This window comes from Micromonospora sp. WMMD812 (assembly GCF_027497215.1).
In the GTDB taxonomy this organism is placed as follows: domain Bacteria; phylum Actinomycetota; class Actinomycetes; order Mycobacteriales; family Micromonosporaceae; genus Micromonospora.
The window spans coordinates 7,003,402-7,026,842 of record NZ_CP114904.1; the positions used below are offsets into that span (position 1 = coordinate 7,003,402).

The 23,441-nt window shown below is 70.3% G+C and carries 22 protein-coding genes and 1 pseudogene; 14 read left to right on the plus strand and 9 right to left on the minus strand.

Annotated features, from left to right (window positions below; genetic code table 11):
- The first annotated feature begins 4 nt into the window (after positions 1 to 4).
- The 5 genes and pseudogenes from O7603_RS32270 to O7603_RS32290 all read left to right on the plus strand — a co-directional run bounded on the left by O7603_RS32270 (position 5) and on the right by O7603_RS32290 (position 3,730).
- Positions 5 to 244 carry a hypothetical protein gene (locus O7603_RS32270; protein ID WP_281573482.1) on the plus strand — a complete coding sequence of 80 codons (240 nt, stop codon included), beginning with the start codon at positions 5 to 7 and terminating at the stop codon, positions 242 to 244.
- Positions 245 to 311: 67 nt separating this feature from the next.
- Complete coding sequence (locus O7603_RS32275; RefSeq protein WP_281573483.1) at positions 312 to 455, plus strand: hypothetical protein; 144 nt, start codon at positions 312 to 314, stop codon at positions 453 to 455.
- 12 nt (positions 456 to 467) lie between these two features.
- Positions 468 to 923, plus strand: a pseudogene (locus O7603_RS32280) (ferritin-like protein); the annotation flags it as partial.
- A gap of 226 nt (positions 924 to 1,149) precedes the next feature.
- Positions 1,150 to 1,773 (plus strand): D,D-peptidase/D,D-carboxypeptidase VanY-N, encoded by a 624-nt coding sequence (gene vanY-N, locus O7603_RS32285; protein WP_281573484.1) that lies wholly within the window; start codon positions 1,150 to 1,152, stop codon positions 1,771 to 1,773.
- The gene (locus O7603_RS32290) at positions 1,754 to 3,730 is read left to right on the plus strand and encodes an ATP-binding protein (protein ID WP_281573485.1); all 1,977 of its coding nucleotides are present in this window, start codon (positions 1,754 to 1,756) and stop codon (positions 3,728 to 3,730) included. Before vanY-N ends, O7603_RS32290 begins: the two co-directional genes overlap by 20 nt.
- A gap of 34 nt (positions 3,731 to 3,764) precedes the next feature.
- Here the strand turns inward: O7603_RS32290 and O7603_RS32295 are convergent, their stop codons facing one another.
- The gene (locus O7603_RS32295) at positions 3,765 to 4,607 is read right to left on the minus strand and encodes a PhzF family phenazine biosynthesis isomerase (protein WP_281576904.1); all 843 of its coding nucleotides are present in this window, start codon (positions 4,605 to 4,607) and stop codon (positions 3,765 to 3,767) included.
- A gap of 166 nt (positions 4,608 to 4,773) precedes the next feature.
- On the opposite strand from O7603_RS32295, the gene O7603_RS32300 reads away from it, so the two are divergent.
- The 4 genes from O7603_RS32300 to O7603_RS32315 all read left to right on the plus strand — a co-directional run bounded on the left by O7603_RS32300 (position 4,774) and on the right by O7603_RS32315 (position 10,521).
- Positions 4,774 to 5,808 (plus strand): serine hydrolase, encoded by a 1,035-nt coding sequence (locus O7603_RS32300; RefSeq protein WP_281573486.1) that lies wholly within the window; start codon positions 4,774 to 4,776, stop codon positions 5,806 to 5,808.
- Positions 5,809 to 5,893: 85 nt separating this feature from the next.
- On the plus strand, positions 5,894 to 6,025 hold the full coding sequence (locus O7603_RS32305) for a hypothetical protein (protein ID WP_281573487.1): 132 nt from the start codon (positions 5,894 to 5,896) through the stop codon (positions 6,023 to 6,025).
- A 122-nt stretch (positions 6,026 to 6,147) separates the two neighbouring features.
- Positions 6,148 to 6,726 carry a dihydrofolate reductase family protein gene (locus O7603_RS32310; protein WP_281573488.1) on the plus strand — a complete coding sequence of 193 codons (579 nt, stop codon included), beginning with the start codon at positions 6,148 to 6,150 and terminating at the stop codon, positions 6,724 to 6,726.
- A 621-nt stretch (positions 6,727 to 7,347) separates the two neighbouring features.
- Positions 7,348 to 10,521 carry a S8 family serine peptidase gene (locus tag O7603_RS32315; protein WP_281573489.1) on the plus strand — a complete coding sequence of 1,058 codons (3,174 nt, stop codon included), beginning with the start codon at positions 7,348 to 7,350 and terminating at the stop codon, positions 10,519 to 10,521.
- A gap of 220 nt (positions 10,522 to 10,741) precedes the next feature.
- Here O7603_RS32315 and O7603_RS32320 read toward each other — a convergent pair whose 3' ends face one another.
- The gene (locus O7603_RS32320; RefSeq protein ID WP_281573490.1) at positions 10,742 to 11,248 is read right to left on the minus strand and encodes an ester cyclase; all 507 of its coding nucleotides are present in this window, start codon (positions 11,246 to 11,248) and stop codon (positions 10,742 to 10,744) included.
- A 62-nt stretch (positions 11,249 to 11,310) separates the two neighbouring features.
- Between O7603_RS32320 and O7603_RS32325 the strand changes: the two genes are divergently transcribed.
- From O7603_RS32325 to O7603_RS32335, 3 genes are all read left to right on the plus strand, one after another.
- Positions 11,311 to 11,949 carry a TetR/AcrR family transcriptional regulator gene (locus O7603_RS32325; RefSeq protein WP_281573491.1) on the plus strand — a complete coding sequence of 213 codons (639 nt, stop codon included), beginning with the start codon at positions 11,311 to 11,313 and terminating at the stop codon, positions 11,947 to 11,949.
- Positions 11,950 to 12,065: 116 nt separating this feature from the next.
- Positions 12,066 to 12,500 (plus strand): phage holin family protein, encoded by a 435-nt coding sequence (locus O7603_RS32330; RefSeq protein WP_281573492.1) that lies wholly within the window; start codon positions 12,066 to 12,068, stop codon positions 12,498 to 12,500.
- 54 nt (positions 12,501 to 12,554) lie between these two features.
- Positions 12,555 to 13,580, plus strand: a complete 1,026-nt coding sequence (locus tag O7603_RS32335; RefSeq protein ID WP_281573493.1) for a LacI family DNA-binding transcriptional regulator — start codon at positions 12,555 to 12,557, stop codon at positions 13,578 to 13,580.
- A 70-nt stretch (positions 13,581 to 13,650) separates the two neighbouring features.
- On the opposite strand, the gene O7603_RS32340 is transcribed toward O7603_RS32335, so the two are convergent.
- The 7 genes from O7603_RS32340 to O7603_RS32370 all read right to left on the minus strand — a co-directional run bounded on the left by O7603_RS32340 (position 13,651) and on the right by O7603_RS32370 (position 20,518).
- Entirely contained in the window at positions 13,651 to 14,520 is an 870-nt protein-coding gene (locus tag O7603_RS32340; protein WP_281573494.1) for a sugar phosphate isomerase/epimerase, read from the minus strand.
- Positions 14,517 to 15,566 carry a Gfo/Idh/MocA family oxidoreductase gene (locus O7603_RS32345; protein ID WP_281573495.1) on the minus strand — a complete coding sequence of 350 codons (1,050 nt, stop codon included), beginning with the start codon at positions 15,564 to 15,566 and terminating at the stop codon, positions 14,517 to 14,519. Before O7603_RS32345 ends, O7603_RS32340 begins: the two co-directional genes overlap by 4 nt.
- Positions 15,563 to 16,390 (minus strand): sugar phosphate isomerase/epimerase family protein, encoded by an 828-nt coding sequence (locus tag O7603_RS32350; RefSeq protein ID WP_281573496.1) that lies wholly within the window; start codon positions 16,388 to 16,390, stop codon positions 15,563 to 15,565. Before O7603_RS32350 ends, O7603_RS32345 begins: the two co-directional genes overlap by 4 nt.
- A gap of 20 nt (positions 16,391 to 16,410) precedes the next feature.
- Positions 16,411 to 17,370 carry a Gfo/Idh/MocA family oxidoreductase gene (locus O7603_RS32355; RefSeq protein WP_281573497.1) on the minus strand — a complete coding sequence of 320 codons (960 nt, stop codon included), beginning with the start codon at positions 17,368 to 17,370 and terminating at the stop codon, positions 16,411 to 16,413.
- The gene (locus O7603_RS32360) at positions 17,370 to 18,233 is read right to left on the minus strand and encodes a carbohydrate ABC transporter permease (RefSeq protein ID WP_281573498.1); all 864 of its coding nucleotides are present in this window, start codon (positions 18,231 to 18,233) and stop codon (positions 17,370 to 17,372) included. Before O7603_RS32360 ends, O7603_RS32355 begins: the two co-directional genes overlap by 1 nt.
- Entirely contained in the window at positions 18,230 to 19,111 is an 882-nt protein-coding gene (locus tag O7603_RS32365; RefSeq protein WP_281573499.1) for a sugar ABC transporter permease, read from the minus strand. The genes O7603_RS32360 and O7603_RS32365 overlap by 4 nt, the downstream gene beginning before the upstream one ends.
- 72 nt (positions 19,112 to 19,183) lie before the next feature.
- On the minus strand, positions 19,184 to 20,518 hold the full coding sequence (locus O7603_RS32370) for an extracellular solute-binding protein (protein ID WP_281573500.1): 1,335 nt from the start codon (positions 20,516 to 20,518) through the stop codon (positions 19,184 to 19,186).
- Positions 20,519 to 20,690: 172 nt separating this feature from the next.
- On the opposite strand from O7603_RS32370, the gene uxaC reads away from it, so the two are divergent.
- Together uxaC and O7603_RS32380 are read left to right on the plus strand one after the other, a co-directional pair.
- Entirely contained in the window at positions 20,691 to 22,088 is a 1,398-nt protein-coding gene (gene uxaC, locus O7603_RS32375) for a glucuronate isomerase (RefSeq protein WP_281573501.1), read from the plus strand.
- Entirely contained in the window at positions 22,085 to 23,431 is a 1,347-nt protein-coding gene (locus O7603_RS32380; RefSeq protein WP_281573502.1) for a mannitol dehydrogenase family protein, read from the plus strand. Before uxaC ends, O7603_RS32380 begins: the two co-directional genes overlap by 4 nt.
- The last annotated feature ends 10 nt before the right edge of the window (positions 23,432 to 23,441 follow it).

Sequence of the window (23,441 nt, forward strand, 5' to 3'; positions counted from 1 at the left end):
ACAGATGAGCACGCCCATCGGAGACAACGAGTCAATGCACGCGCTTGTGTCTTTTGTCGAGGCGGAACTGGCCATGGCCGAGTCGAGCCACCCAGCGGAGGCCGCCGACGTGCCGGTCACCGAGTGGCTGTTCGATCCGGCCGACGCCCAGCGCGACGAGGTGGGGCTCCGCAGCCTGCTCGGCGCGGTCGAGGCGCTGGAAGGTGACGCCCCGCTCGGCCCTGCCACGGGCGGACGTGCCTGAGACACCCGCACCACGCCGACCGGCGCCGGCGGAATCCACCTCATCGACAGCCGAAGTGAGACACCAGATGAACGACCTGGACCAGCGGGGGTTTTGTGCTGCTCCCGGTGCGTCGGCGCGGATCGTTTCGCTCGACGATCTCCGTGAGCACCTGCAGTGGGCGATCGAGTTGGAACACTCGACGTTGCTGCCGTACCTGTGTGCGCGGTAATCGCTTGATCCGGAGCAGAACCAGGCGGCTGTCGAGGTGGTGGGCAGCGTCTTCGCGGAGGAGATGCTCCACCTGACGCTGGCCGCGAATCTGCTCAACGCCGTCGGGGGGCGGCCGCGGCTGGACACGCCGGGGGTGCTGCCGCCGCACCCCTGGCGGCTGCCACACGGCGACCGCTCGTTGGAACTGTCGCTGCTCCCGTTCGGTCCGGACGCTCTTGACCTGTCCCTGCGGATCGAACAACCGGCGCCGCCCGGCGCCCCGGCGGAAGGCGACGACTACCAGACCATCGGGCAGTTCTACGCCGCGATCGAGGACGGCCTGCGCGACCTGTGCGATCGGCTCGGCGAGCGGGAGTTCTTCTGCGGCGGTCCGGCTCGCCAGGTGACCGCGGCCCACTTCCGGCAGACCGCCGGGCGACTGATCGCGGTCGAAGATCTGGGGTCCGCGCCGTTCGTCATACCGTGATCTGGAGGACCATCGAAACCATCCACATGGTCGCCCAGACGTCCGGACTCCTCCACATCCGCGTCAACGGCGTAGAGATCAGGAATCGTCTTCGCGCCTTGAAACCGGGGCTGTCGCGACACCAGCGCTCCGGAAGCTCGAACAGTACGGGTACTCAGTGCCGTACGCATCGGCGATGAGTACTGAGACTCATGCCCCTGGCTGTCGGTGACGACATCTTGTTGGCATGCCTTTGATCGACACCCATCGGACGGACACTGTCACGACCGTTCGCACCAGGGACCAGGTATATCGTGCCGTCACCAGACTGCTCGCCGTTCTGCTGGTGCCCGTCGCCTACCTGGTGGCTCCTGGGCGTGCCCGCCATGCGGCCTGCCAGTGGGCTCTGTCCATGCGCTTTCCGGCCGAGGACCTGGCCGGGCTGTTGCCTGCGGCCCGGGCGGCCTTCGAGGCGGCACGCAGCCATGCGTTATGGCGGCATGGGGAACTCATCGGACTGACCTCCGGCTACCGCGACGCCGCCACACAAGCGGCGCTGTACGTCAAGGAGGTCCGGCGCAGCGGGTCGGCCGCAGCCGCTCGACGGTGGACACTGCCGCCACACGAGTCGCGTCACGTGGCAGGCACCGCCTTCGACGTGCGACCCACGGAAGGCGCTCGCTGGCTGGAGAGGTACGGCGCGCGGTACGGCTTGTACCGCAGGTACGACAACGAGTGGTGGCACTTCGAGTACTGCCCCGAGGGGCAGCCTGAGCGGCTGCCGCATCCGGGGGCCGCGGCGACCGTCGCTGTTGCCGGAGCCGGGACCGCGCCGACCCGGGGGATCGTTCATGATCGTCACCATGATTGAGAGGCCGCTGTGGTGGCGGGAGGCTCTGGCCGGGCTGGGCGGCTGCCTGTTACTCACAGTGGCGACATCGCCCGGGTACGCTGCCGGGCCACCGCCGTTCATCGCCACGCCCGGTCGGCCGGAGTTCCACGGAGTGGGTTGGGTGGTTGCCCTGATCCCCGTCGTGGCGACCGTGGTGGGCTTGTGCCTGCTGCGCTGGTGGCCGTACCTGCTGTCGGTAGCCGGCCTGCTCGCTGTGCCGTACGTGTGGGGGCAGCTGACGAGCATGTCGTACCCGCTGGTGCTGGTCCTCGCACAGTCCGCCGCGTACCCACTGGCCTTGGTAGGTGTACTCGCTTGCGCCCAAACCCTGTTGAGCAACGGTTTCCCGGGGGTGGGCGCGGCCCTGGCGGGACTGGCTACCGGGTTTCGTCTGCTGGGCTCTGCGCTGGTCGGGCCCGGCTGGCTGTACTCGGATCCGTCTCGGCCAGCCTGGCATGCGGGGATGATCGTGGCGGCCCTCGCCACGCTCATCCCCGCGGTCGTCCGATTCAGCGACCGCCGCGCGGGAGGGCTACCGGAAACCATCCCGGGGGCGTGGCAGCGGTTGCGCCTGGTTGTCGCGGCCGGGCTGGCGGTATGCCTGGTGTTTCCGCTGTCCCTGTTGACCACCGAGCGGCTCGCGGCGCTGCTCGGCGTCAGCTGGTCTGCCCTGTACCGGCACGGGTCAGTGGCGGTCGCGGTGATCGGCACGGTCACGCTGGTGCTGGCGACCGGCCTTGCGGCCGTCGCGGGACTGTGGTCGCTGGCCGGAGCGCTCACCGTCGCTACCGCCCACGTGGCGATGGCCGCACCGCTGCTCCTGGCGTTCACCGCGCTCGGCTCGGTAGGTCCGCTGCGCTGGCTGGGTGCGCTCGCCGGCGCGGTGATCGGCGCGGCGGCCGCCAGCAGCCGGTGGCGGGCCGCAGCCGCCAGCACGCTGGCGGTGGGCGCCGCGATAGCTGTGTTCATCGCGCACGCCGCCACAACTGGCCATCCAGAGAAATTGGCCGATCAGCAGCGCGTCATTCCGGCGCTGCTGTTGCTCGTTCTGACCACCGCGGCGGGGACCGCGGTGACCGGTGCGACCGCGCCGGTGCTCGCGCCTCGTGGTGCGGTTCCGGCCGCGCTTGGTCCCCTCGTCGGCGTACTCGCCGCCAGTGGGCTACAAACGGTCGGGGTGACATACGTCCACAATGGTCTACCGGTTTCGTCGTACCTCAACCCGGTGTTCCACATCACCACGTCGGCTGTGTTGCTTCTTGTCGCGGGCGCGGCGGTTGGCGGACTGGGCGTCGCACACCATCTCGCCGGACGCTGGGCAGAACGTAAACGAGCCGAGCTGATCCGCCGAGAGGCCGCGGCCGCGGAACGGGACCGGTTGGCCCGGCCGATCCATGACGGTGTTCTGCAGGTGTTGGCGCTGGTTCAGCGGCAGGGCTCACAACTGGGAGACACTGGCTCCCAGCTGGCAAGGCTCGCCGGCGAGCAGGAGGTTGCGCTGCGCAACCTCCTTAGCGGCGGCGGTGCGGTGGCTCGTGTCGGCGGGGATGCGGACCTACGGGCGGCGCTCACCGCCTTGGCCTCCCCCGTGATCGAGGTCTCTGCGCCCGCAGGGCCGGTGGTGATGCCGTCAGGAGCTGCCGCCGAACTTACGGCCGCGGTGCAGGCCGCCCTCGACAACGTCCGTCGGCACGCAGGTCCGACCGCACGGGCATGGGTACTGCTGGAGGACGAAGGAGACGCGGTGCGGGTGACCGTCCGCGACGACGGTGTCGGATTCGACCCACAACGGCTGACCGACGCGGCTCGTGCCGGCCGGCTGGGCGTGGCTCAGTCGATGCAGGGTCGGGTCGCCGACATCGGTGGGAGCACGAGTATCCACAGCGGTCCGCAGGAGGGCACCGAGGTCGAGTTCTGGGTGCCACGGCGGCGGTGAGTTCGGGGAACCGACTGGTAGAGACTCCGCGGCGTCATCGGGCGAGGGCGACGGCGGTTCCGGTCACCGCGATGCCGGTTCGCGGTTGTGCGGGGATCCCGATCTTCAGGACGCTCGGGCGGCCCATGTCCTCGCCCTGGTGCACGGTGACGGTCACGGGCGGCGTCACCAGCCCTAGTTCGCGTAGGTAGCCGCCGAAAGCCGCAGCCGCGGCGCCAGTCGCGGGGTCCTCGACGACGCCGCCCGGCGGGAAGGGGTTACGCGCGTAGAACACGTGCGGAGACTCGCGGCAGACCAGGTCGACGGTGGTCCAGTCGTGCCGGGCCATCAACCTGGACAGCGCGTTCATGTCGTAGTCCAGGTTCGCGAGCCGCTGCCGGCTGGCGGTGGCCACGATGGGATGCCAAGCGCCGGCGAAGGCGACTCGCGGCGGCATCGTCGCGTCGAGGTCGCCCGGCGCCCAGCCCAGGGCCTCGAGCAGTGCCGTAAGGTCGCTGGCCGCGATGGGTCGGGTCCGCGGTGCGACGCTGATCAGCGTGGCGGTGGTCGTGCCGTCCGACTGCACGGTGGTGGAAACCTCGACCAGGCCGGCGCGGGTGTCGAGGTGCAGGACGCCCGGTCCGTGCCGCTCGGCGTAGGCGGCTGCCGACGCGATGGTCGCGTGACCGCAAAAGGGCACTTCCGCCTTCGGGCTGAAATAGCGCACCTCGAAGCGCCCACTGCCACGGGGCACGAGGAACGCCGTTTCGGAGTATCCGATGTTAGCCGCCACACGCAGCATCTCGGTGTCGCTGACCCCGGTGGCGTCGAGTACGACACCGGCCGGATTGCCGCCCGCCGGATCGGCGGTGAACGCGGCGTAACGCAGGATCTCCATGATCTCGACTCTATGGCGGAACACCAGCAAGGTCGCACACCAATCCCCGCCTCGTGGCCCGGAAGCCGCCGCCGACCACCATCTCCGCGTGCCGCGGACCACGTCCGTTCGCGCCGCTAGGTGGGCAGTCATAGCCGATGACAGCGCGTGTTGGAGACTGCTCGACATGACTCTTGTGTCGGTGGATCAGCACGGTCTGGCGCGGATCGTCAGGGAGTTCGCTGCCCGGTGGACGAGTGATGCCGCCGACATCGGGACCTACCTGGCAGCACAGGTCTCCGACACGAGCCACCGAGAGGTTGTCGGCCCGTTGCTCGCCGCACTTGGGGCCAGTGGCGTTGTTCGGGTCGGGGATCGGGAGGTCGCGGCGTGGGGCGACCCGGACGTCCCTGAGATGGCGTTCAGCGTTACCAAATCGGTCGTGTCCGTCGTGGCCGGCCTCGCCTTCGACGACGGGCTGTTGGTGCCGGACCAACCGGTCCACCAGGTCGTCGACGTTCCTGAGTTCCACGGGCCGCACAACGAGCGGATCACGTGGCGTCATCTGCTGCAGCAGTCGAGCCAATGGGAGGGCGAGCTCTGGGGCAAGCCGACGAGCGTTGACGCGCAGAGCTTCCGCGAGGGAACAGAGGTGCACGGCACGGCCCCCGGCAAGGGGTGGGCCTACAACGACGTACGGATGAACCTCCTCGCCTACGCGCTGACGCTTCTGTTCCGCAGGTCGTTGCCGGACGTGCTGCGAGAGCGGGTCATGGACCCGATGGGCGCCTCCGACCGGTGGTCGTGGCACGGTTACCGAACGAGCACCGTAGAGATCGACGGCCACTCCGTCGAGGTGGTCTCTGGCGGCGCGCACTGGGGCGGGGGCCTGTTCGTCCCCGCCCGGGACCTGGCCCTGATCGGGCAGCTTTTCCTTGACCGAGGGACCTGTCGCGGCACACGACTGCTGAGCACCGAATGGATTGACCAGTCCTGGGCCCCGTGCCCGGTCAAACCCGAATACGGCTATCTATGGTGGCTCAACGACGAGCAGATCCCGTGGCCCGGGGCGCCGGCGACCGGCCGCAGCGCCCGCGGCAACGGCGGACGGCACCTGCTGTGGGTCGATCCGGCGCGTGAGCTCGTCCTCGCCTCCCACTGGACCGAAGAACCGCTCGACCTGATCCACAGCGTCTCCAGCACGGTTACGCGCGCCGGCTGACGAGACCTCTACGCCGCTCCTGCAGCGAGCCGCGGGCAGAAAACGGCGAGCGGGGCGGCGCCCGGCGACCGATAGGTTGCAGGTCATGGGCAGCGGTATCTTCGGCGATGCCTTTCGCGCATACCTGACCGAGCCTGAGTCGCTGCCCGCGTTGATCGAGCTCGAGGGCCTACCCGGCGAACTGCGGCACGTACTGCGCCGCCGCCTGAGAAGCTGAGCCCGAGGGCACGAACGCCGGTGCCCGCGGAGGTGACGCGGATTGTCCAACGGCGATGAGTTTCGTCGTGGTCGCCAGTCTGTATCCCCGACCGGCGATCCACCGCACTCGAGGAGAGCATCATGACCGCCACCTACACCTTCGACGTCTTTTCCAGCCTCGACGGCTTCGGCGCAGCCGGCGGCAACTGGACCGGCTACTGGGGCAAGCAGGGCCCCGAGCTGCTCGACCACCGCCTCGCCGTATACGGCGAGGAGCAGCGGATGGTGTTCGGGGCCAACACGTATCGGGTGTTCGCGCGGATGCTGGCGTCGAGCACCGCGGAGTCCGAGGTGCGTGACCCATGGGTCACCCGGATGAGGAACCTGCCGGCGACGGTGGTGTCGACCACGCTGGAAGGACCCCTCGACTGGCCGGACGGCACCGTCGCGCGCGGTGACGCCGTCGACGTCGTCGCTCGGCTCAAGGAGGAGTCCGACGCGCCGTTGCGCTCGCACGGCAGCCTGTCGTTGAACCGGTCACTGCTGGCCGCCGGTCTGGTCGACCGCGTCCAGGTGACGCTCTTCCCTGTGATCACCGGTCAGACCGGGTTGGACCCCATCTTCCAGGGTGCGGCCGACTTCGACCTCGAGCTGATCGAGAGCCGGACCCTCGACGGCAACATCCAAGAGCTCATCTACCGGCCCACCCTGCATGTCTGAGCCCAGGCACGGCCGCGGGTCGGCGCCGTAGACCTCGTCACCGGCCACTCCGCGCGGGACCGAGCGCCACCTCGACGATGCGCGACCGCGACGAGAACGGCCGCCGCGCCGGCAGGACCGGCAGACCTGGTACCGGGTCCGTGAGGACGGCCGGGTGTTTCTGCTGTGCCCGGAGTGCACCGCTGTTCTGGCTGCCGGCGATGACCGGGCCTGCGACCCGGCCACGAATGTGTGGGCTTGAGACAACCTTTCACGGCACGCGCACGTGGAAGGAGCGTCACGGAGATGGCTCGCCCCCGCGTTCGCCGAAATGTGCCCGCTCGAATGGTCGGGTGAGCCGGGTGCGGATCAAGTCCCTATCGGGTGGCCTTCGCCGGTCGCCGGCTCGGTGCTGGCCGGTGCGGCTTTCGGCAGATGAGGAGTGGTATGCGATTCAGACGAGGTGTCGGCGGCGGAATGGTCGCCGCCATGCTGGTGGCGGGCGCCGCCCTCACCGCTTCGGCCGCCGGGGGTGCCTCTCCGCCATCGGCTTCCGCACGACCATCGACGGCGCATGGCCTCGTGCGGACGGTCACGCTGGTGACCGGCGACCAGGTGACGGTCTCCGATGACGGTGCTTCCGTGTCGGCGAGGCCTGGGCCCGGCCGGGAGCATGTCACCTTCGCGATGACCCAGGGCGACAGTCGGGTACGGGTGGTCCCGAGCGACGCGGTGTCACTGTTGGCGGCCGGGCGGCTGGATCCGCGGCTGTTCGATGTCACGGGACTGCTGGAGTCCGGGTACGACCGCACCGATCACCTGCCCCTGATCGTGACCGGCGGCCAGGGCGCTACGGCCACCACGACGCGCCGCGGCATCGCCGCAATGAGCGGGCTGAGCGAGGTGCGCGACTTGCCGGTGGTCCGTGGCGTGGCGGTACGCCAGGCACGGGGCACATCGGTCGCGTCGTGGCGCGCCCTGACCGGGGGGAGTCCGGGGGCGCGATCGCTCCGTCCGGGCGTGGAGAAGGTGTGGTTGGACGGACTGCGTAAACCCACCCTCGACGTGAGCGTGCCGCAGATCGGCGCCCCGGCGGCCTGGCAGGCCGGATACACGGGGACGGGCAGCACCGTGGCGGTGCTGGACTCGGGTGTCGACGACACCCACCCGGACCTGGTCGGGCAGGTGGTCGGCCGGCAGAACTTCACCGAGGACCTTGAACCCGGCAGCGACCTGTCGGGACATGGCACGCACGTCGCCGCGACCATCGCCGGCACGGGCGCCGCCTCGGCCGGGACGTTCAAGGGCGTGGCGCCCGGAGCGAAGCTGCTGGATGGCAAGGTGTGCATCGTCGACGGGTGCGCCGATTCGTGGATCATCGCCGGGATGACGTGGGCGGCCGCGGAACAACACGCCGACGTGGTCAACCTCAGCCTCAGCGGTCCGGACGACCCGGACGTGGTGGATCCGGTCGAGGAGGCGGTGCAGACTCTGTCCGACCAGCACGGCACCCTGTTCGTCATCGCCGCGGGGAACACCGACGGTGGCATCGTCGAGGGGGAGATCTCCTCGCCCGGGACCGTACCCGCCGCCCTCACCGTCGGCGCGGTCGATGACGCTGACGCGCTTGCGGGCTTCTCTCGTCGGGGCCCCGGTCCACAGGACGCGTTGAAGCCGGACATCACCGCACCCGGCGTGGGCATCACGGCAGCACGGGGCAAGGACGCGACCAGGGTTCCCGGCAAGCCGGGCGAGCAGCACACCACGCTGTCCGGAACGTCGATGGCTACCCCGCACGTGGCGGGCGCCGCGGCGCTCCTGGCGCAGCACCACCCCGAATGGTCGGGGCAGCAACTCAAGGCGGCATTGATGGCCACGGCCCGACCCACCCCCGGGACCGGTGTGTACGGTCAGGGCGCCGGGCGGGTCGACGCAGCCAGAGCGGTCGGGCAGGCCGTCACCACCAGCCCGGCGAGTATCAGCTTCGGTCTGCAGCTGTGGCCCCACACCGACGACCCGGTTCTGACTCATGAGGTGACCTATCACAACGCCGGGTCGGCGGATGTGACGCTCAGCCTCCGCCTGAACACCTTCAACGCAGACGACACCCCCTCGCCGGATGGGATGTTCACCGTCAGCGCCGAATCGATCACCGTGCCGGCGGGCGGTGAGGCGACCGTGTCGGTGACCGCCGACACGCGCACTGCGGGCCTCGACGGGTACGCCGGTGGCTGGCTCACCGCCACGGCCGGCGACCTCGTAGTGCGGACACCGATTGCGGTGCACAAGGAGGTCGAAAGCTACGACGTCACGTTGCAGCACCTGAACCGGGCCGGCTCATCGCCGGACGTGTCCGAGACCCGGCTGTGGCAGAACGACAGCGACCGGCTGCCGTACGGCACCGGGCACCTGGTCGGCGCGGAAGGCGACAGTGTTACCGTGCGGGTGCCCAAGGGCGTTTACACGCTCGTCAGCTCGTCGAGCACGTTCAGCACCAACCCCAAGGGGAGCGGTGGCGCTGCCGACGAGCATCTCCTACTCGCCCAGCCGGTGCTCAAGGTGGACCGAGCGCAGACCGTCGTTCTCGACGGCCGGCTGTCTCGACCGATATCGATCACCGTGCCTCACCCGAGCGCGCAGGCGGCAAGTGTGGGGATGCGAGCGGTCGGCAGGCGTGGGAAATACACCGCCGCCACGACTCTGTTCGGGGCCACGTTCGAGGGCCTGTACACGGCCCGCGTCGGACCCGACGTCCCCAACCAGGACTTCACCGTGAGCTTCGGCGGGCAGTGGGCCGAGCCGAAATCGGACGGCACCTTCGACGACAGTCCCTACGCGTACCTGCTGAACTTCTCCGAACGTGGCCGGATGGTGACCGGCTACGACCGACAGGTCGCCGACCGTGACCTCGCGCGGGTGCGGGTCCACTTCGCCCACGCCAACCCGAGCGCCTCGATCGGCATCAGGCAGGTCCACGGCGGGCCTGCTTTCCCCGCGTCCATGCAGTTCCACCTACCGTTCACGCGCACCGAGTACTACAGCCGCAACCCGGACGGTTGGTTGGGGGCCTTCTCGGAGGCTTCCGACGACGGTGGCCTGACCAGTGTCACGGCCAACTCGTACGCCACCTACGAACCCGGCCGCACCTACCAGGAGGTGTGGAACAAGGGGGTCTTCGGCCCGGCCGTTCCGCCGCCGTTCCTCTTCGAGGGTGCCACCCGTACCGGCGACACGATGCTCGTCGACGTACCCCTGTTCAGCGACGGCGCCGGCCGGGCCGGGGACAGCATGACCGAGACCTTCGCCGCCGCCCTGTTCAGAGACGGCGCCAAGATCGGCGAAACAGACCAGCCGCGTTTCCAGTCGTTCGACGTGCCGGCCGCCGACGCACGCTACCGGCTCGCGCTACGCGCCAACCGCGACCCGCGGCTCGAACTGTCCACGACTACACAGATCGCCTGGGAGTTCCGCTCCGGCCACGTCGACGGCACTACCCGCGCGCCGCTCCCGCTCTGGACAGTCCGCTTCGCTCCGAAACTCGACCGCCACAACACCGCACCGGCAAACCGCACCGTCGCGGTGCCGGTATTCGCCACCCCGCAGCCAGGCTCACCCGCCGGTCGACTCACCAACCTCGCCGTCGAGGTCTCCTACGACGACGGCGCCAGTTGGAAACGCACGCCGGTCAAGTCCGGCCACGCGGACGTGATGCACCCCAACGGCGTTGGCTTCATCTCGCTACGAGCGAGCGCGACCGACGACGCCGGAAACACCGTCGAGCAAACCACCATCCGCGCCTACCGCTACGGCTCATGACGTAACCACGGGCCCATTCGCGAACGAAACGACCACCTCACGTGGCCACCAGGTGGCGGCCTCGTCGCGACAAGCGCGGCGAGGCCGCCGTCGCCCTGATCGAGCAGCATCAGGAGTCGTTCGGGGAGCGGGACGGTTCAACAACTGCCCTGACCCACGCCCCCGCTCCCCGGCGCCGCGGTCTGCGCAGACAACTTGGTGCCGGGGGAGCGAAGGGAATTCATTGGCGGCGGGCGCGCCGCTTGGCCCGGGCCATTCGCCACAGGAATGCCGGGGTGGGCGGGACCCAGCCGAGTTGGGTGGCCAGGCCGAGGTCGTCCCGGTTGGCCCAGTGCTCGAGGACCTGGTCGTCCCTGACGCGGAACCAGTGGGTCTGCGTGATCGCGAACCGGCGCCCGGTCGGCGGGAACGCCTGATCGACCTCGCCGTGGTCGTCGTACGCCACGAACGGCCCGACCTGGCGCCCCGACATGGTGCAGTGCACGGCGACCAGGTCGCCGTCGGCCACCACGTCGTGGATGTCGAAGCGCAGATCCGCGAACGCGGCTCGTAGCCAGCGGGCGGTGGCCGCGAACGCGGCCGGACCCGGCTCCCGGCAGGCCGGCGGCTCGGCCTTCGCCTCGCGGTTGACCGCCTGGGGATGAACGACCTGGGCCAACTCGTCAAGATCGCCGGAGGCCATGAGCGTCATGGAGCGAACACAGATGTCGGTGTCGATGGTGCGCATGATGGCTCCCTCGAAATATCAGGTACAGTAGAGGAGTATTCAATACTGTTGGACGGTACGCAATGCCTCGTCGCCCATACGACAACACCCGCCGCGCCGAACAGGCGCAGCTCACCCGCCGCCGCGTCCTGGACGCGGCCCGCGAACTGCTCATCGAACGCGGCCCCGCGGCCATCACCATGCGGGACGTCGCCACGCACGCCAACGTCTCGGCCGAGACCGTCTACAAGACGTTCCGCACCAAGGCCGCGCTGATCAAGGACGTGTACGACGTCACGCTCGCCGGCGACGACGAACCCATGCCCATGATCGACCGTCCCGAGATCCAGGCCGTGTTGGCCGCGACCAGCCCGCAGGACAAGCTGGCCCGCTACGCGTTCGCCGCCCGCCGGGTCGGCGAACGCGTGGGCCCGCTGCTCGCCAAGCTGCTCGGCGCCGCCAGCGGCGGCGACCCCGACCTGGCGCAGTTCCGCGAGACCATCAACGGCGAGCGCCTGGTCGGGGCGAACGCTCTCGTGCGCCACCTCGCGACAACCGGCGGCCTGCGCGCGGACCTCAACCCCGACCGGGCACGCGACATCGTCTGGACGCTGATCTCACCCGAGGTCTACGAGCTGCTCGTGGGCGGCCGGGGCTGGTCACCCGACGAGTACGAGCAGTGGCTGGCCCGGGCGCTCACCGCCGCCCTCGTCGCACGGTAGTCACGCCACCGGACACGTGTGGCGGTGCCGCTTTCGGGTAAGCGGGCGCCCGCAGTGGGCGAGGAGGGGAACCCATGGGTGACGCGGCGGCGGGACGGTCCGGAGGATCCGCGAGAGTGCTCGGTCCCACCGAGCGCCTGGCCGCGGAGGTGGCCGAGGTGGTGCGTGACGAGGTCCGGGAGGTACGCGCCCAGCTGTTGCGGGTGGCTCGTCCGACCGGGGTCGGTCTGGCGCTGCTCGCCACCGCCGGGGGGTGTCTCGTCCTGGGCGCCGGGGCTGCTTCGGCGACCGCGCTGCGCCTGCTGGAGACCTTCCTGCCCCGTCGGCTGGCTACCGCGGGACTCACCGGGGGTTATCTCGTCGCCGCCGTCGTGCTGGGCCGGGCGGGCTTGACGCAGCTGCGGGCGGCCGGCGGCGGTTCGGCCTGGCTGGCGGACGAGATGCAGGACGCCGTCTCCGCCACCGCGAGCCGTGCGGTGCCGGCCGGTGCCGCCGCCGTTCGGGACGAACTCGACCGGTGGGGTTCCGGCCGACAGGAGCCACCTCGCTAACCTGAGATCAACAACTGTCTCTGCCCCACCCGTCGTGGACTTACGATGTGTGTCATGGAGCGCCGTCCGACGATCTACGACGTCGCGTGCGCGGCGGGCGTGGCCGCGTCCACCGTGTCCAGGGCCTACTCGCGGCCGGGGCGGGTCAACGCGGACACGGCGCGGAAGGTGTTCCTGGCCGCGGAGCGGCTCGGTTACCGTTCCGGCCACCTCGACGGCCAGCATCCGGCTGGCCGGCCGGTGCAGAAGGCGATCGGGTTGGTGGTCGCGGACGTCACCAACCCGTTCTACGGCGACATCATCAAGGGCGCGTACGAAGCCGCGCGCGAGGCCGGCTACCAGCTGATCCTCAGCCACACGAACGAGTCGCCCGAGGTGGAGCGGCAGACCATCGAGCACGAGCTGGCCCAGGTGGACGGCATCGTCATCGCCAGCCCCCGGATGACCGATTCGGCGCTGCGGATGGTGGCCAAGCAGAAGGCGGTCGTCCTGCTGAACCGCGTCATCCCCGAGGCGAGCTGCGTGCTGAACGACGCCGAGCGTGGCATCCACCGGGCCGTGGAGCACCTCGCGGCGCTCGGCCACGACCGGATCACCTACGTCGCCGGCCCGGAGGTCAGCTGGTCCGACGGGGTCCGCTGGCGGGCCCTGCGTGACGCGGCGGCCGAGTTCGCGCTCGAGACGAAGCGGATCGGCCCGCACGAGCCCACCGTCCTCGCGGGTTTCAGCGCGGCGCAGCGACTCGCCGAACTCGACGTGACCGCGGTGCTCGCGTACAACGACCAGCTCGCGATCGGCATCATGAAGGGCCTGCGCAAGCTGGACATCGGCGTGCCCGAGGACGTCAGCGTGGTGGGCTTCGACAACATCATCTTCGACGAGCTGGTCGAGCCGCAGCTGACCACGATCGCGTCGCCGCTGTACCGGATGGGCCTCACCGGCGTACAGAACTGCATCGCGGTGGCGCAGGGCGCCCGGCCCAGCGGCCAGCCGCTGGTGCTGCCGGTTCGCCTGGTCGTGCGCCAGTCGACCGCCCAGCGCAGGCGGAAGAGCCCCGCGACGGCGCGCGCGACGCGGTGACGTCACGCTCGCCGAGGATCCGGTCCGCCCCGCCGACCCGGGCGGCGCGCCGCCCGGGTCGGCGTGCGCGTCATCCGATCCGCGCAGCCAGAACTTCCCGTGCCCAGTGGTACGACATGCGGTGCGACTCCAGCTTCGACGCCACGCTCGGTTCGTCCACCTCGATCATGAAGTCGCCGTCGTAGCCGTCCGGGATCACCGCCAGCACGGCGTCGAAGTCGACCACACCCAGGCCGGGCTCGGCCCAGAGCCGCTTCGTCGCCTGCACCTCGTGGTAGGCCATGCCGCTACGCGCGGACGGTGACAGCAGGTCGGGGAAGCAGTCCTTGATGTGGATGCCGCCGATGCGGTCCGCGTACCGCGCGATGAACGCTGCCGGCTCTACGCCTGCCCACATCAGGTGGCCGGTGTCCGGGCCGAACCCGATCACGTCCGGGCCGAGGTCGTCGAGCAGCCGGGCGATCTCGTCCGCGGTCTCGAAGACGCCACCGACGTGCGAGTGGTGCAGCGGGCGCAGCCCCTCGGCCCGCAGCACCCGGCAGATCGTGCCGCAGTTGTCGATTGCCCGAACCAGCCGGCTCTCGTCGAAGCCGGCGCCGACGGCCGGTTGCGCGATCCGGGCCGGGATCGACATCGAGGAGATCATCGTACGGTCGAGGCCCAGTGCCGTCTGGGTGGCGGCGAACCGCTTGGCCCGCTCCACCTCCTCGGCCATGTCGACGGTCTCGTCGAACGCGGAGTTGAACAGGCTGAGCGACGGCGACAGGCCGTACCCGCCGATCCAGTCCCGATAGCCCGCCGGATCCATGTCGTCGGGCACGTCCGCCTTGACCGCCGTGAAGCCGATCTCCTGGAAGTCGCGGAAGGCCGCGTCGAAGACCTCCCGGCTCTTGCCCGCCCGGCTCCAGTACGGGATGGGGTTGGCGGCGATGCGGCTCATGCGAGGCTCACCGGCCGTCCGGTCCGGGCCGACTCGTAGGCCCCGGTGATGACGCCGATCGACTGGCGGTTGGTCTCCAGGTCGACGCGCAGCTTCTCGGTGCCGCCCAGCGCGCCGAGGAAATTCAGGTACTGCAACCGGTGCGCGTCCGACAACTGGCCCGGCTCGCTGCCGGCGGTCGGCACGGCCCGGCTCTCCGTCGTACCCATCAGCTTCTCCTCGCGGTCCGCGCCCTCGGCGGTGACCTGGAAGAAGGCGAGCTGGTCGTTGTCGATGACCGCCGAGCCGCGGTCACCGTGCACCTGCAGCCGCGCGCTCAGTCCCGGGTACGCCGCCGTCGTCGCGTGCAGCACACCGAGCGCCCCGCTCTCGAAGCGCACCACGCCGACCGCGACGTCCTCCACCTCGATCCGCTCGTGTGCCAGCCTGCCGGTGTACGCGAACACCTCGACCGGCCGGCCCAGCGCGGCGACGAGCAGGTCGACCGTGTGCACCCCCTGGTTCATCAGCGCGCCGCCGCCGTCCAGCTCCCAGGTGCCCCGCCAGTCACCGGAGTCGTAGTAGCTCTGCCCGCGCCACCAGTCGATCGAGGCGATGCCGGAGGTGAGCCGGCCGAGCTCACCCCGACCGATCGCCGCGAGCGTGGTCTCGGTGGCCGGGTCGAACCGGTGCTGCGAGATCACCGTCACCAGCGTGCCGGCCTTCCGCTGCGCGGCGATGATCTCGTCGGTCTTCGCGACCGTGATCTCGGCCGGCTTCTCCACGATGACGTGCTTGCCGGCGTCGAGCGCCTCGATGGCCGCGTCGCCGTGCCGGCCGGTCGGCGTGCACACCACCACGACGTCGATCGCCTCGGCGGCCAGCGCCTGGCTCAGCGAGCCGTACGGTCGGCCGCCGCGCACCGCGGCGAGCTGCTCCGCGCGGTCCCGCCTGACGTCGGCCACCGCGACCAACTCCACCCGATCGGCGAGCTGACTCATCACCAGGCCGTGGTGTTTGCCGATCACACCAGCGCCGACCAGGGCGAACTTCGTCCGTGTGCTCACGCGTACTCAATCCCCTCGGTCTTCAGAAGGTCCGTGAACGCCTGCCACGCCCGGCGGAACTGCTCCGGGCCGGAGAACCCGCCGGCGGCGTGCGCGGCGGCCAGGTGCGGCTCGAGGGAGAAGAACCCGTCGAAGCCGTCGTGCCGCAGCGCGCGGATGGTGCGGGCCACCTCCCCGTCACCGTGGCCCGCGGGCACCACCGTGCCGTCCGCGGCCACGGCGTCCTTGATCTGCACGTACTCCAGATGCTCGCGGAGCATGGCGTACCCGTCGGTATGTGGCCGGACGCCGACCTGGACGAAGTTCGCCGGGTCCCAGGCGAGCCGCAGGTGCGGCGAGCCGACCGACCGCACCACGTCCAGGCACCGGGCCGGGATGTCGCCGTAGATCTCCTTCTCGTTCTCGTGCAGCAGGATCAGGTCGGCGCCCTCGGCGACCCGGGCGAGCGCCCGCATCCGGTCGATCACCTCGGCCCGGTGGTCGGCCGGATCGGCGCCGGGGCGCAGGAAGAACGAGAAGACCCGGACGTACGGCGCGTCGAAGAAGCGAGCCACCTCGGCGGCGTGACGCATCCGCTCCAGGTGCGGCGGGAAGTCTTCGTCGATGAAGATCTTGCCGATCGGTGAGCCGATGCTGGACACCTTCAGGCCGTGCGCCGCGAGGGTCTCCTTCATCCGGGTGAGCTGCTCGGGCTTGAGGTCCAGGATGTTGACGCCCCAGGCGCTGCGTATCTCGACGTACGTCAGCCCCAGCCCCGCCGCCACCGCGCACTGCTCGGTGAAGTCGGGGGAGATCTCGTCGGAAAATCCGGACAGCGTCCACATCGGCGGTGACCTTTCCTTGCTCAGGTGTGCTGGCGATAGACCTGGTCGATCAGGCGGAGGGACTTGACCCCCTCGTCGAGCCCGAGCCAGAACGGTTCCGGCTCGGTCAGCTGTCGGTAGAAGTCGGCGATGAGCAGCTCGTGCGACGCGCCCCAGTAGGCGCGGCCGCCCGGGCCGGCACGCCGCTCGGCGATCACCTCGACGCGCCCGTCCTGGTAGCTGACCGTCAGGTCGCCGCGGATCAGGAGGGTTGCCCGCTCGGTGACGATCTCGATCGTCACCGGTGCGTCGACGACGTTGGTCACGGTCGCGAAGAGCACGCTGCGCGCCCCGCCGGCGTGGTCGAGCAGCAGGTGGGCGGTGTCCTCGACATCGATCTCGGCGCCGAACCCGTACCGGCCGGCGTGGCCGCGCAGCCCGACCACGTCGCCGAGCAGCCACTCCAGCAGGTCCAGGGTATGGATGGCCTGGTTGATCAGCACCCCGCCGCCGCTGCGCGCGATCCGGCCGCGCCAGGGCCGGGCCCGGTAGTAGCTCGGGTCCCGCTGCCACAGCACCGTCGCCGAGCCGCCGCGGACCGTGCCGAGCCCACCGGACGCCAGCAGTGTGCGGGCGGCCTGGGTGGTCGGGTTGTACCGGTTCTGCAGGCAGACGCCCACCTTGACCTCGGGGTGGTCCTTGGCCGCGGCGATCAGCCGGTCGGCGTCCGCGACGGTGTGGGCCACGGGTTTCTCGAGCAGCACGTGGATGCCGCGCTCCAGGGCGTCGATCGCGACCGGCACGTGCTGGTCGTGCGGTGTGCAGATGTGCACCACGTCGGGACGCAGGTCGTCGAGCAGGTCACGGTGGTTCAGGTACCCGTTTCCGGCCCGGGCCGGCTCGACGTCGCAGACGCCCACCAGCTTGATGCCGAGCCGCTCGATCGCGGCGAGGTGCACCACCGACACGTCGCCGCAACCAATCACCGCCGCGGTCGTCACTACTTGACCCCGCCGGCCGTCAGGCCACCGACCAGGTAGCGCTGAAAGGCCAGGTACAGCAGCACGACCGGCGCCGCGCAGATCAGCGAGGCCGCCATCATCTGCGAGTACACCGGCAGCGCGCCACCCTCCTGCGACGACCCGAAGATCTGCAGCGCCACCGCCGCGGTCTGCGTCTCGGGCCGGGTCAGCACCGAGGCGAACAGCACGTCGTTCCAGCCAAGCAGGAAGGCGAAGATGCCCGAGACGACGATCGCCGGCAGGCTCAGCGGAAAGACGATGCGCCACAGGATGACCAGGGTCGACGCGCCCTCGGTGCGGGCGGCCTCCTCGAGTTCGCGCGGCAGGCCGCGCAGGTAGGTGACCATCACCCAGGTGGAGAACGGCAAGGCGAACGTGAGGTACGCGACGAACAGGCCCCACCGCGTGCCGATCACCGTGAGACCGAGGTAGTTGCCGGCCGAGGAGAACAGCACGAACACCGGAAGCAGCATCAGCGTGCCCGGGATGCTCTGCAGGCCCACCAGGCTGCGCAGGATGGTCAGGCGCCCGAGGAACGAGTACCGGACCAACACGTACGCGGTGGTGGTGCCGAGCACGGCGGAGGCCACCGCGGTGAGCGCGCACACGACGATGCTGTTGACGATGCCGGTGGACAGGTCGGCGGTGGTCCAGATCTGGGTGTAGCTCTCGCCGGAGAAGGTGCTCGGCCAAAACTCGCCGCCGGCGACGCCGACGTCGGTGTTGAGTGACGCCAGCACGATGTAGAGGATCGGCGCCAGCACCATGGCGCAGAGCAGCACCGTCAGGGTGACCAGCAACGGCCGGGGGAGCAGCCGGTGGGCCTCGGCCGAGGCGGTCATCGCTTGCCTCCTTCCTCGTGCACGTCCAGCCGCACCGCGCGCAGGTAGGCGAACAACGGGATGGCGATCAGGATCAGCGAGACCACGGCCATGGCCGCGCTGAGCCCGAAACGCAGACTCTGGAAGCTGGTGACGTAGACCAGCATCGGCATCACGTTGACGTCGTCCGGCGCGGGCGCGCCGAACAGCACGAACGGCAGCGTGAAGTTGTTGATGTGGTTCAGCGTGGCCAGCAGGCAGGCGAGCAGCACCGGCCCGCGCAGGTACGGCAGGATGACCCGCCGCAGCTTCGGCCACCAGGTCGCCCCGTCGACCGCGGACGCCTCGTGCACCTCCGCGTCCACCGACTGCAGGGCGGCCAGCGCCATCAGGTAGATGAAGGGCCACGCCGCCCAGATCTCCACCAGCACCAGCGTCCAGTACGACTTCGGGCCGCTGAGCCACAGCCCGCCGTCCACCCCGGCCTTCGCGAGCGTCGCGTTGACGATGCCGTCCGGCTGCAGCATCGTGCGCCAGACGGTGGCGACGACGAACGACGGCAGGACGTACGGGATCAGGAACACCGCCCGCACGAACGCCCGCCCGCGGTACGCGTTCTGGGTGACCAGCGCGGCGGCGATCCCGATCGGCACCGTGGCGACGGTGGACAGGACGGCGAACGAGACGCTGATCCAGGTCGAGTGCAGCAGGCCGGACTTGAACGACTCGACGTAGTTGTCCAGGCCGATGAACGGCGCCTCGATCCATCGGCGCAGGGTGTACTGGTCCAGGTCGATCAGCGAGATCCACAGCGCCAGCATCAGCGGGATCAGGATGACCAGGACCATCAGCACCCCGCCGGGCGTGAGGAGCCACAGCGGACGCTGTCGCTCGGTCACGCCGCGGCGGCGGCGTCGGGGCGGCGGTTTCGCCGTCCGGACCTCTGGCGAAAGAGTGGTGTCGGTGCTCATCTACTTGGCCCGGTCCAGTGCCGTCTGCGCGGACTTTTGCGCCGTGTCCAGCCGGCCGTCGATCTGCGCGGCGCTGATCGAGCCCTTGGACAGGTCCGGGATCGACTGCACCACCGAGTTGGTGAGCGCCAGCTGGATGTCCGCCCAGGCGCCGGTGAACGGGGTGGCCACCGACTTCTGCTGCGCCTCCACGACCACCTTCAACCTCGGGTCCGACTGGAGCGTCTGCGCCGCGGCGGCGTTCGACGGCAACTGGCCCAGCTGCTTGTAGATGTCGAGCTGCGCCTCCTGGTCGGTGATCAGCTTGACGAACGCGAACGCCAGGTCCTTGTTCCTGGAGTAGTCCGCCACCAGCAGGTTGTCGCCGGAGAGGATGCTCGCCGCCTCCACGCCGTTCGCCGGCCGGGTGGTGGCGCCCGGCGGCACGGTGGGCAGCAGGGCGAACTCCCAGTTGCCCTTGACCGCGCCGGCGTCCAGCGCCTTCGTGGCGAGCGCGGAGGTCAGGGCCATGTAGCCGGTCTTGCCCTTGGCGAACTCGGCGAGCGCCTGCGAGTTGGACCAGCCGACCGCGGCCGGGTTGACCACCTTGTCCGTGGCGAGCCAGCCGAAGTAGGTCTGGTAGGCCTTCTGCACCGCCGGGTCCTGGATCCGCGCCGTCTTGCCGTCCACGATCGGGTTGCCGGCCTGGATCGACATGCCCCAGATGAACTTCCACGGGTCGAAGTTGTCCTTGTACGCCACGGCCAGCCCGTACTGGTCGCCCTTCGTCAGCTGCTTGGCGTGCTGGGTCAGCTCGTCCCAGGTAGTCGCCGGCTTGTCGATGCCGGCCGCCTTGAGCAGTTCGGTGTTGTAGACCATGACGAACGGCCGGCCCACCCACGGGATACCGACCTGTTCCTTCTCGTCCGGCCCCGAGATGCCCAACGACGAGGGGATGAACTTCTCCTTCCCGCCGATCTTCGTCCACTCCTCGTCGCCGAGGGAGACGAACGCCTTGGTGGAGTACGCGGTCGGGGTGAACGTGGTGCCGACCGCGTACACGTCCGGGCCGCTGCCGGCGACCACCGACGTCTGAATCTTGGTGAGTTCGTCGTTGGCGCTGGCGAACGTCTCCCACTTGACGTCGGCGCCGGTCTGCGACTTGAACTTTTCGGCGATCGACTTCTGCCACGCCTGCTGTTCCTCGGGGTACTGGGTGTTCGCCGCGATCAGCACGTTGATCGTCTTGCCGGCGCCACTGCTGGACTCGTCGCCGCCACCACAGGCCGCGAGCGCGGCGACCAGCGCGGTCGCACCGGCCAGCGCCACCGTCGATCGCATCGTCGGGTATCGCATCTGCTGCTCTCCTAGGGGGTGTGCCGGTGCGGAGTGAGCCGCATCACTGTTACGGGATGGTTTCCGCATGCCGTCGATCGATGCAACGAGTTGCCAGTTGTTGCCACGCCGCCCGAGGCAACAGGTGGCAACCGCTTGCCAACCGATCGCCACCCCGCAGACGCTCTCGCTCATGGCCGCCTTGACGTTGCATCCCGACCGGTTGTTGCCCACCGACCCGGGAGTGCGCTCAGTCGCCCGCCGCCTCTACGAGGCGGTCCGCGACCTCCCGATCGTCTCTCCGCACGGGCACGTCGATCCCCGGATCCTGCGCGACGACACCCCGTTCGCCGACCCCACCAGCCTGTTCATCCAGCCGGACCACTACGTGACCCGGCTGCTGCACGCCGGCGGCGTCCAATTGGCGGCGCTCGGAGTGGGCGAGGGACCGCTGCCCGAGGACCGGGCGCGGGAGGCCTGGCGGTTGTTGTGCGCACACTGGGACCTCTTCCGCGGCACGCCGGTGCGGTACTGGTTCGACAGCGAGCTGGTCGAGATCTTCGGCGTGACCGAGCGGCCCTGCGCGGAGAACGCGGACGCGCTGTACGATCTGATCGCCGGGCAGTTGCGGCAGCCCAGCCACCGCCCCCGGGCCCTCCTGCGGCGCTTCGGCATCGACTTCCTGGCCACCACCGACGACCCGGCCGACGACCTCGCCGCGCACCGGGCGCTGCGCGACGACCCGGACGTCGGCACCACCGTGGCGCCCACCTTTCGGCCGGACAAGTACCTGGAGGTCGGCCGGCCGGGCTGGTCGGAGGAGGTCAAGGAACTGGGCGGCGACGTCGGCGACTACGCCGGCTACCTCACCGCGTTGGAGGGCCGCCGCAGGTACTTCGTCGCGCACGGCGCGGTGTCCGCCGACCACGGCCACCCCGACGCGGGCACCGAACCGCTCGAGCGGCACGAGGCCGAACGCATCTACCGCGCGGCCCGCGCCGGCACCGTCTCACCGGCCGAGGCGACCGCGTTCCGCCGGCACATGATCTTCGAGATGGCCCGCATGTCCTGCGACGACGGTCTGGTCATGACGCTGCACCCGGGCATCTATCGCAACCACCACCCGGCCACCGCGGACCGGTTCGGCCCGGACAGCGGGCACGACATCCCGACGACCGTCGAGTTCACCCGCGCCCTGCAGCCCCTGCTCGAGCGATTCGGCACCTACCCCGGATTCCACCTGGTGCTGTTCACCGTGGACGCCGATGTGCACAACCGGGAGATCGGACCGCTCGCCGGCTTCTACCCGGCGGTGTTCGCGGGCGCCCCGTGGTGGTTCCTGGACAGCCCGTCCGAGATCCGCCACTACCAGGCGGCGGTCACCGAGATAGCCGGGTTCTCCCGACTGTCCGGGTTCATCGACGACACCCGCGCGTTCTGCTCCATCCCGGCCCGGCACGACATGTCCCGCCGGCTCGACGCGGGATTCCTCGCCGGCCTGGTCGCGACGCACCGACTGGACGAGGACGAGGCCCTCGCCACGCTCACCGCCCTGATCGCCGACCAGCCGCGGAAGGTCTTCAAGCTGTGAGGCCGCACCGCGCCGCCGGTCCGCCGGTCCGCATCGTGCACCTGGGACTGGGTAACTTCTTCCGGGCGCACCAGGCCTGGTACACCGGGGCCGCGCCGGACTCGGCGCAGTGGGGGATCGCCGCGTTCACCGGCCGGTCCCGGGCGCTCGCCGACCGGCTGGCCGACCAGGACGGGCTGTACACGCTCCTGGTGCGCGGGCCGGACCGCGACGAGGTGACCGTGCAGACCGCGGTGTCGGCCGCCCACCCGGGCACGGACCTCGACTCGTGGTGTGCCTACCTGGCCAAGCCGGAGGTCGCCGTCGTCACCCTGACGGTCACCGAGGCGGCGTACCGGCGGCAACGCGACGGCGGCCTGGACCTCGACGATCCGGACGTCCGCGCCGACCTCGACGCGGTACGGCGCGGCGGCCGGGTGTCCACCGTGCCCGGTCGGCTCGTCGCGGGTCTGGCCGCGCGGCGTCTCGCCGGGGCCGGGCCACTCGCCGTGGTCTCCTGCGACAATCTGCCGGGCAACGGCGAGGCCACCGCGCGCGTCGTGCACGACCTGGCCGCGTCGGCCGAACCGGCGTTGGGCGAATGGATCGCCGGGAGCGTCTCGTTCGTGACCACGATGGTGGACCGGATCACGCCCCGGACCACGCCGGACGACGTGCGCGCGGTGGCCGAGCTGACCGGGCACGAGGACGCCGTGCCCGTGGTCACCGAACCGTTCACCGAATGGGTGCTCAGCGGCGACTTCCCGGCCGGCCGCCCGGCGTGGGACGCGGCAGGCGCCCGGTTCACCGACGACGTCACCCCACACGAGACGCGCAAGCTGCTGCTGCTCAACGGTGGGCACAGCCTGCTGGCGTACGCGGGCGGGGCGCGGGGCCACGACACCATCACGGCCGCGGTCGCCGACCCGGTCTGCCGGAGGTGGCTGGACCAGTGGTGGGACGAGGCGGCGCGGCATGTGCCGCTGCCCGCCGTCGACCTCGCCGCCTACCGGGCGGCCCTGATCGAGCGGTTCACGAACCCGCGGATCCGGCACACGCTGGCGCAGATCGCCGCGGACGGCTCGCAGAAGCTACCGATCCGGGTGCTGCCGGTGCTGCGCGGCGAGCGAGCCGCTGGCCGGACGGCCCCCGGAGCCACGCGGGTCCTGGCTGCCTGGATCCAGCACCTCCGCGGGATCGGCGCGCCGGTGAACGACGCCGGCGCCGGCCCGTACCTGGAACGAGCGGGATCGGCGCGCGACGTGCTCGCGCTGCTCGCGCCGGACCTGAGCGGTGACACGGGCCTGATCCACGCGATCGACGAGGCGGGCGCCGACCTTTCCCAACGATCCGTCGCCCACTGACCGGCCAGTG

Coding starts and splice junctions, on each gene's coding strand:
- O7603_RS32290 (WP_281573485.1), top strand. CDS start 1,754: ATGATCGTCACCATGATTGAGAGGCCGCTGTGGTGGCGGGAGGCTCTG.
- O7603_RS32310 (WP_281573488.1), top strand. CDS start 6,148: ATGACCGCCACCTACACCTTCGACGTCTTTTCCAGCCTCGACGGCTTC.
- O7603_RS32305 (WP_281573487.1), top strand. CDS start 5,894: ATGGGCAGCGGTATCTTCGGCGATGCCTTTCGCGCATACCTGACCGAG.
- O7603_RS32300 (WP_281573486.1), top strand. CDS start 4,774: ATGACTCTTGTGTCGGTGGATCAGCACGGTCTGGCGCGGATCGTCAGG.
- vanY-N (WP_281573484.1), top strand. CDS start 1,150: ATGCCTTTGATCGACACCCATCGGACGGACACTGTCACGACCGTTCGC.
- uxaC (WP_281573501.1), top strand. CDS start 20,691: ATGGCCGCCTTGACGTTGCATCCCGACCGGTTGTTGCCCACCGACCCG.
- O7603_RS32270 (WP_281573482.1), top strand. CDS start 5: ATGAGCACGCCCATCGGAGACAACGAGTCAATGCACGCGCTTGTGTCT.
- O7603_RS32370 (WP_281573500.1), bottom strand. CDS start 20,518: ATGCGATACCCGACGATGCGATCGACGGTGGCGCTGGCCGGTGCGACC.
- O7603_RS32340 (WP_281573494.1), bottom strand. CDS start 14,520: ATGAGCCGCATCGCCGCCAACCCCATCCCGTACTGGAGCCGGGCGGGC.
- O7603_RS32320 (WP_281573490.1), bottom strand. CDS start 11,248: ATGCGCACCATCGACACCGACATCTGTGTTCGCTCCATGACGCTCATG.
- O7603_RS32335 (WP_281573493.1), top strand. CDS start 12,555: ATGGAGCGCCGTCCGACGATCTACGACGTCGCGTGCGCGGCGGGCGTG.
- O7603_RS32325 (WP_281573491.1), top strand. CDS start 11,311: ATGCCTCGTCGCCCATACGACAACACCCGCCGCGCCGAACAGGCGCAG.
- O7603_RS32350 (WP_281573496.1), bottom strand. CDS start 16,390: ATGTGGACGCTGTCCGGATTTTCCGACGAGATCTCCCCCGACTTCACC.
- O7603_RS32295 (WP_281576904.1), bottom strand. CDS start 4,607: ATGGAGATCCTGCGTTACGCCGCGTTCACCGCCGATCCGGCGGGCGGC.
- O7603_RS32275 (WP_281573483.1), top strand. CDS start 312: ATGAACGACCTGGACCAGCGGGGGTTTTGTGCTGCTCCCGGTGCGTCG.
- O7603_RS32360 (WP_281573498.1), bottom strand. CDS start 18,233: ATGACCGCCTCGGCCGAGGCCCACCGGCTGCTCCCCCGGCCGTTGCTG.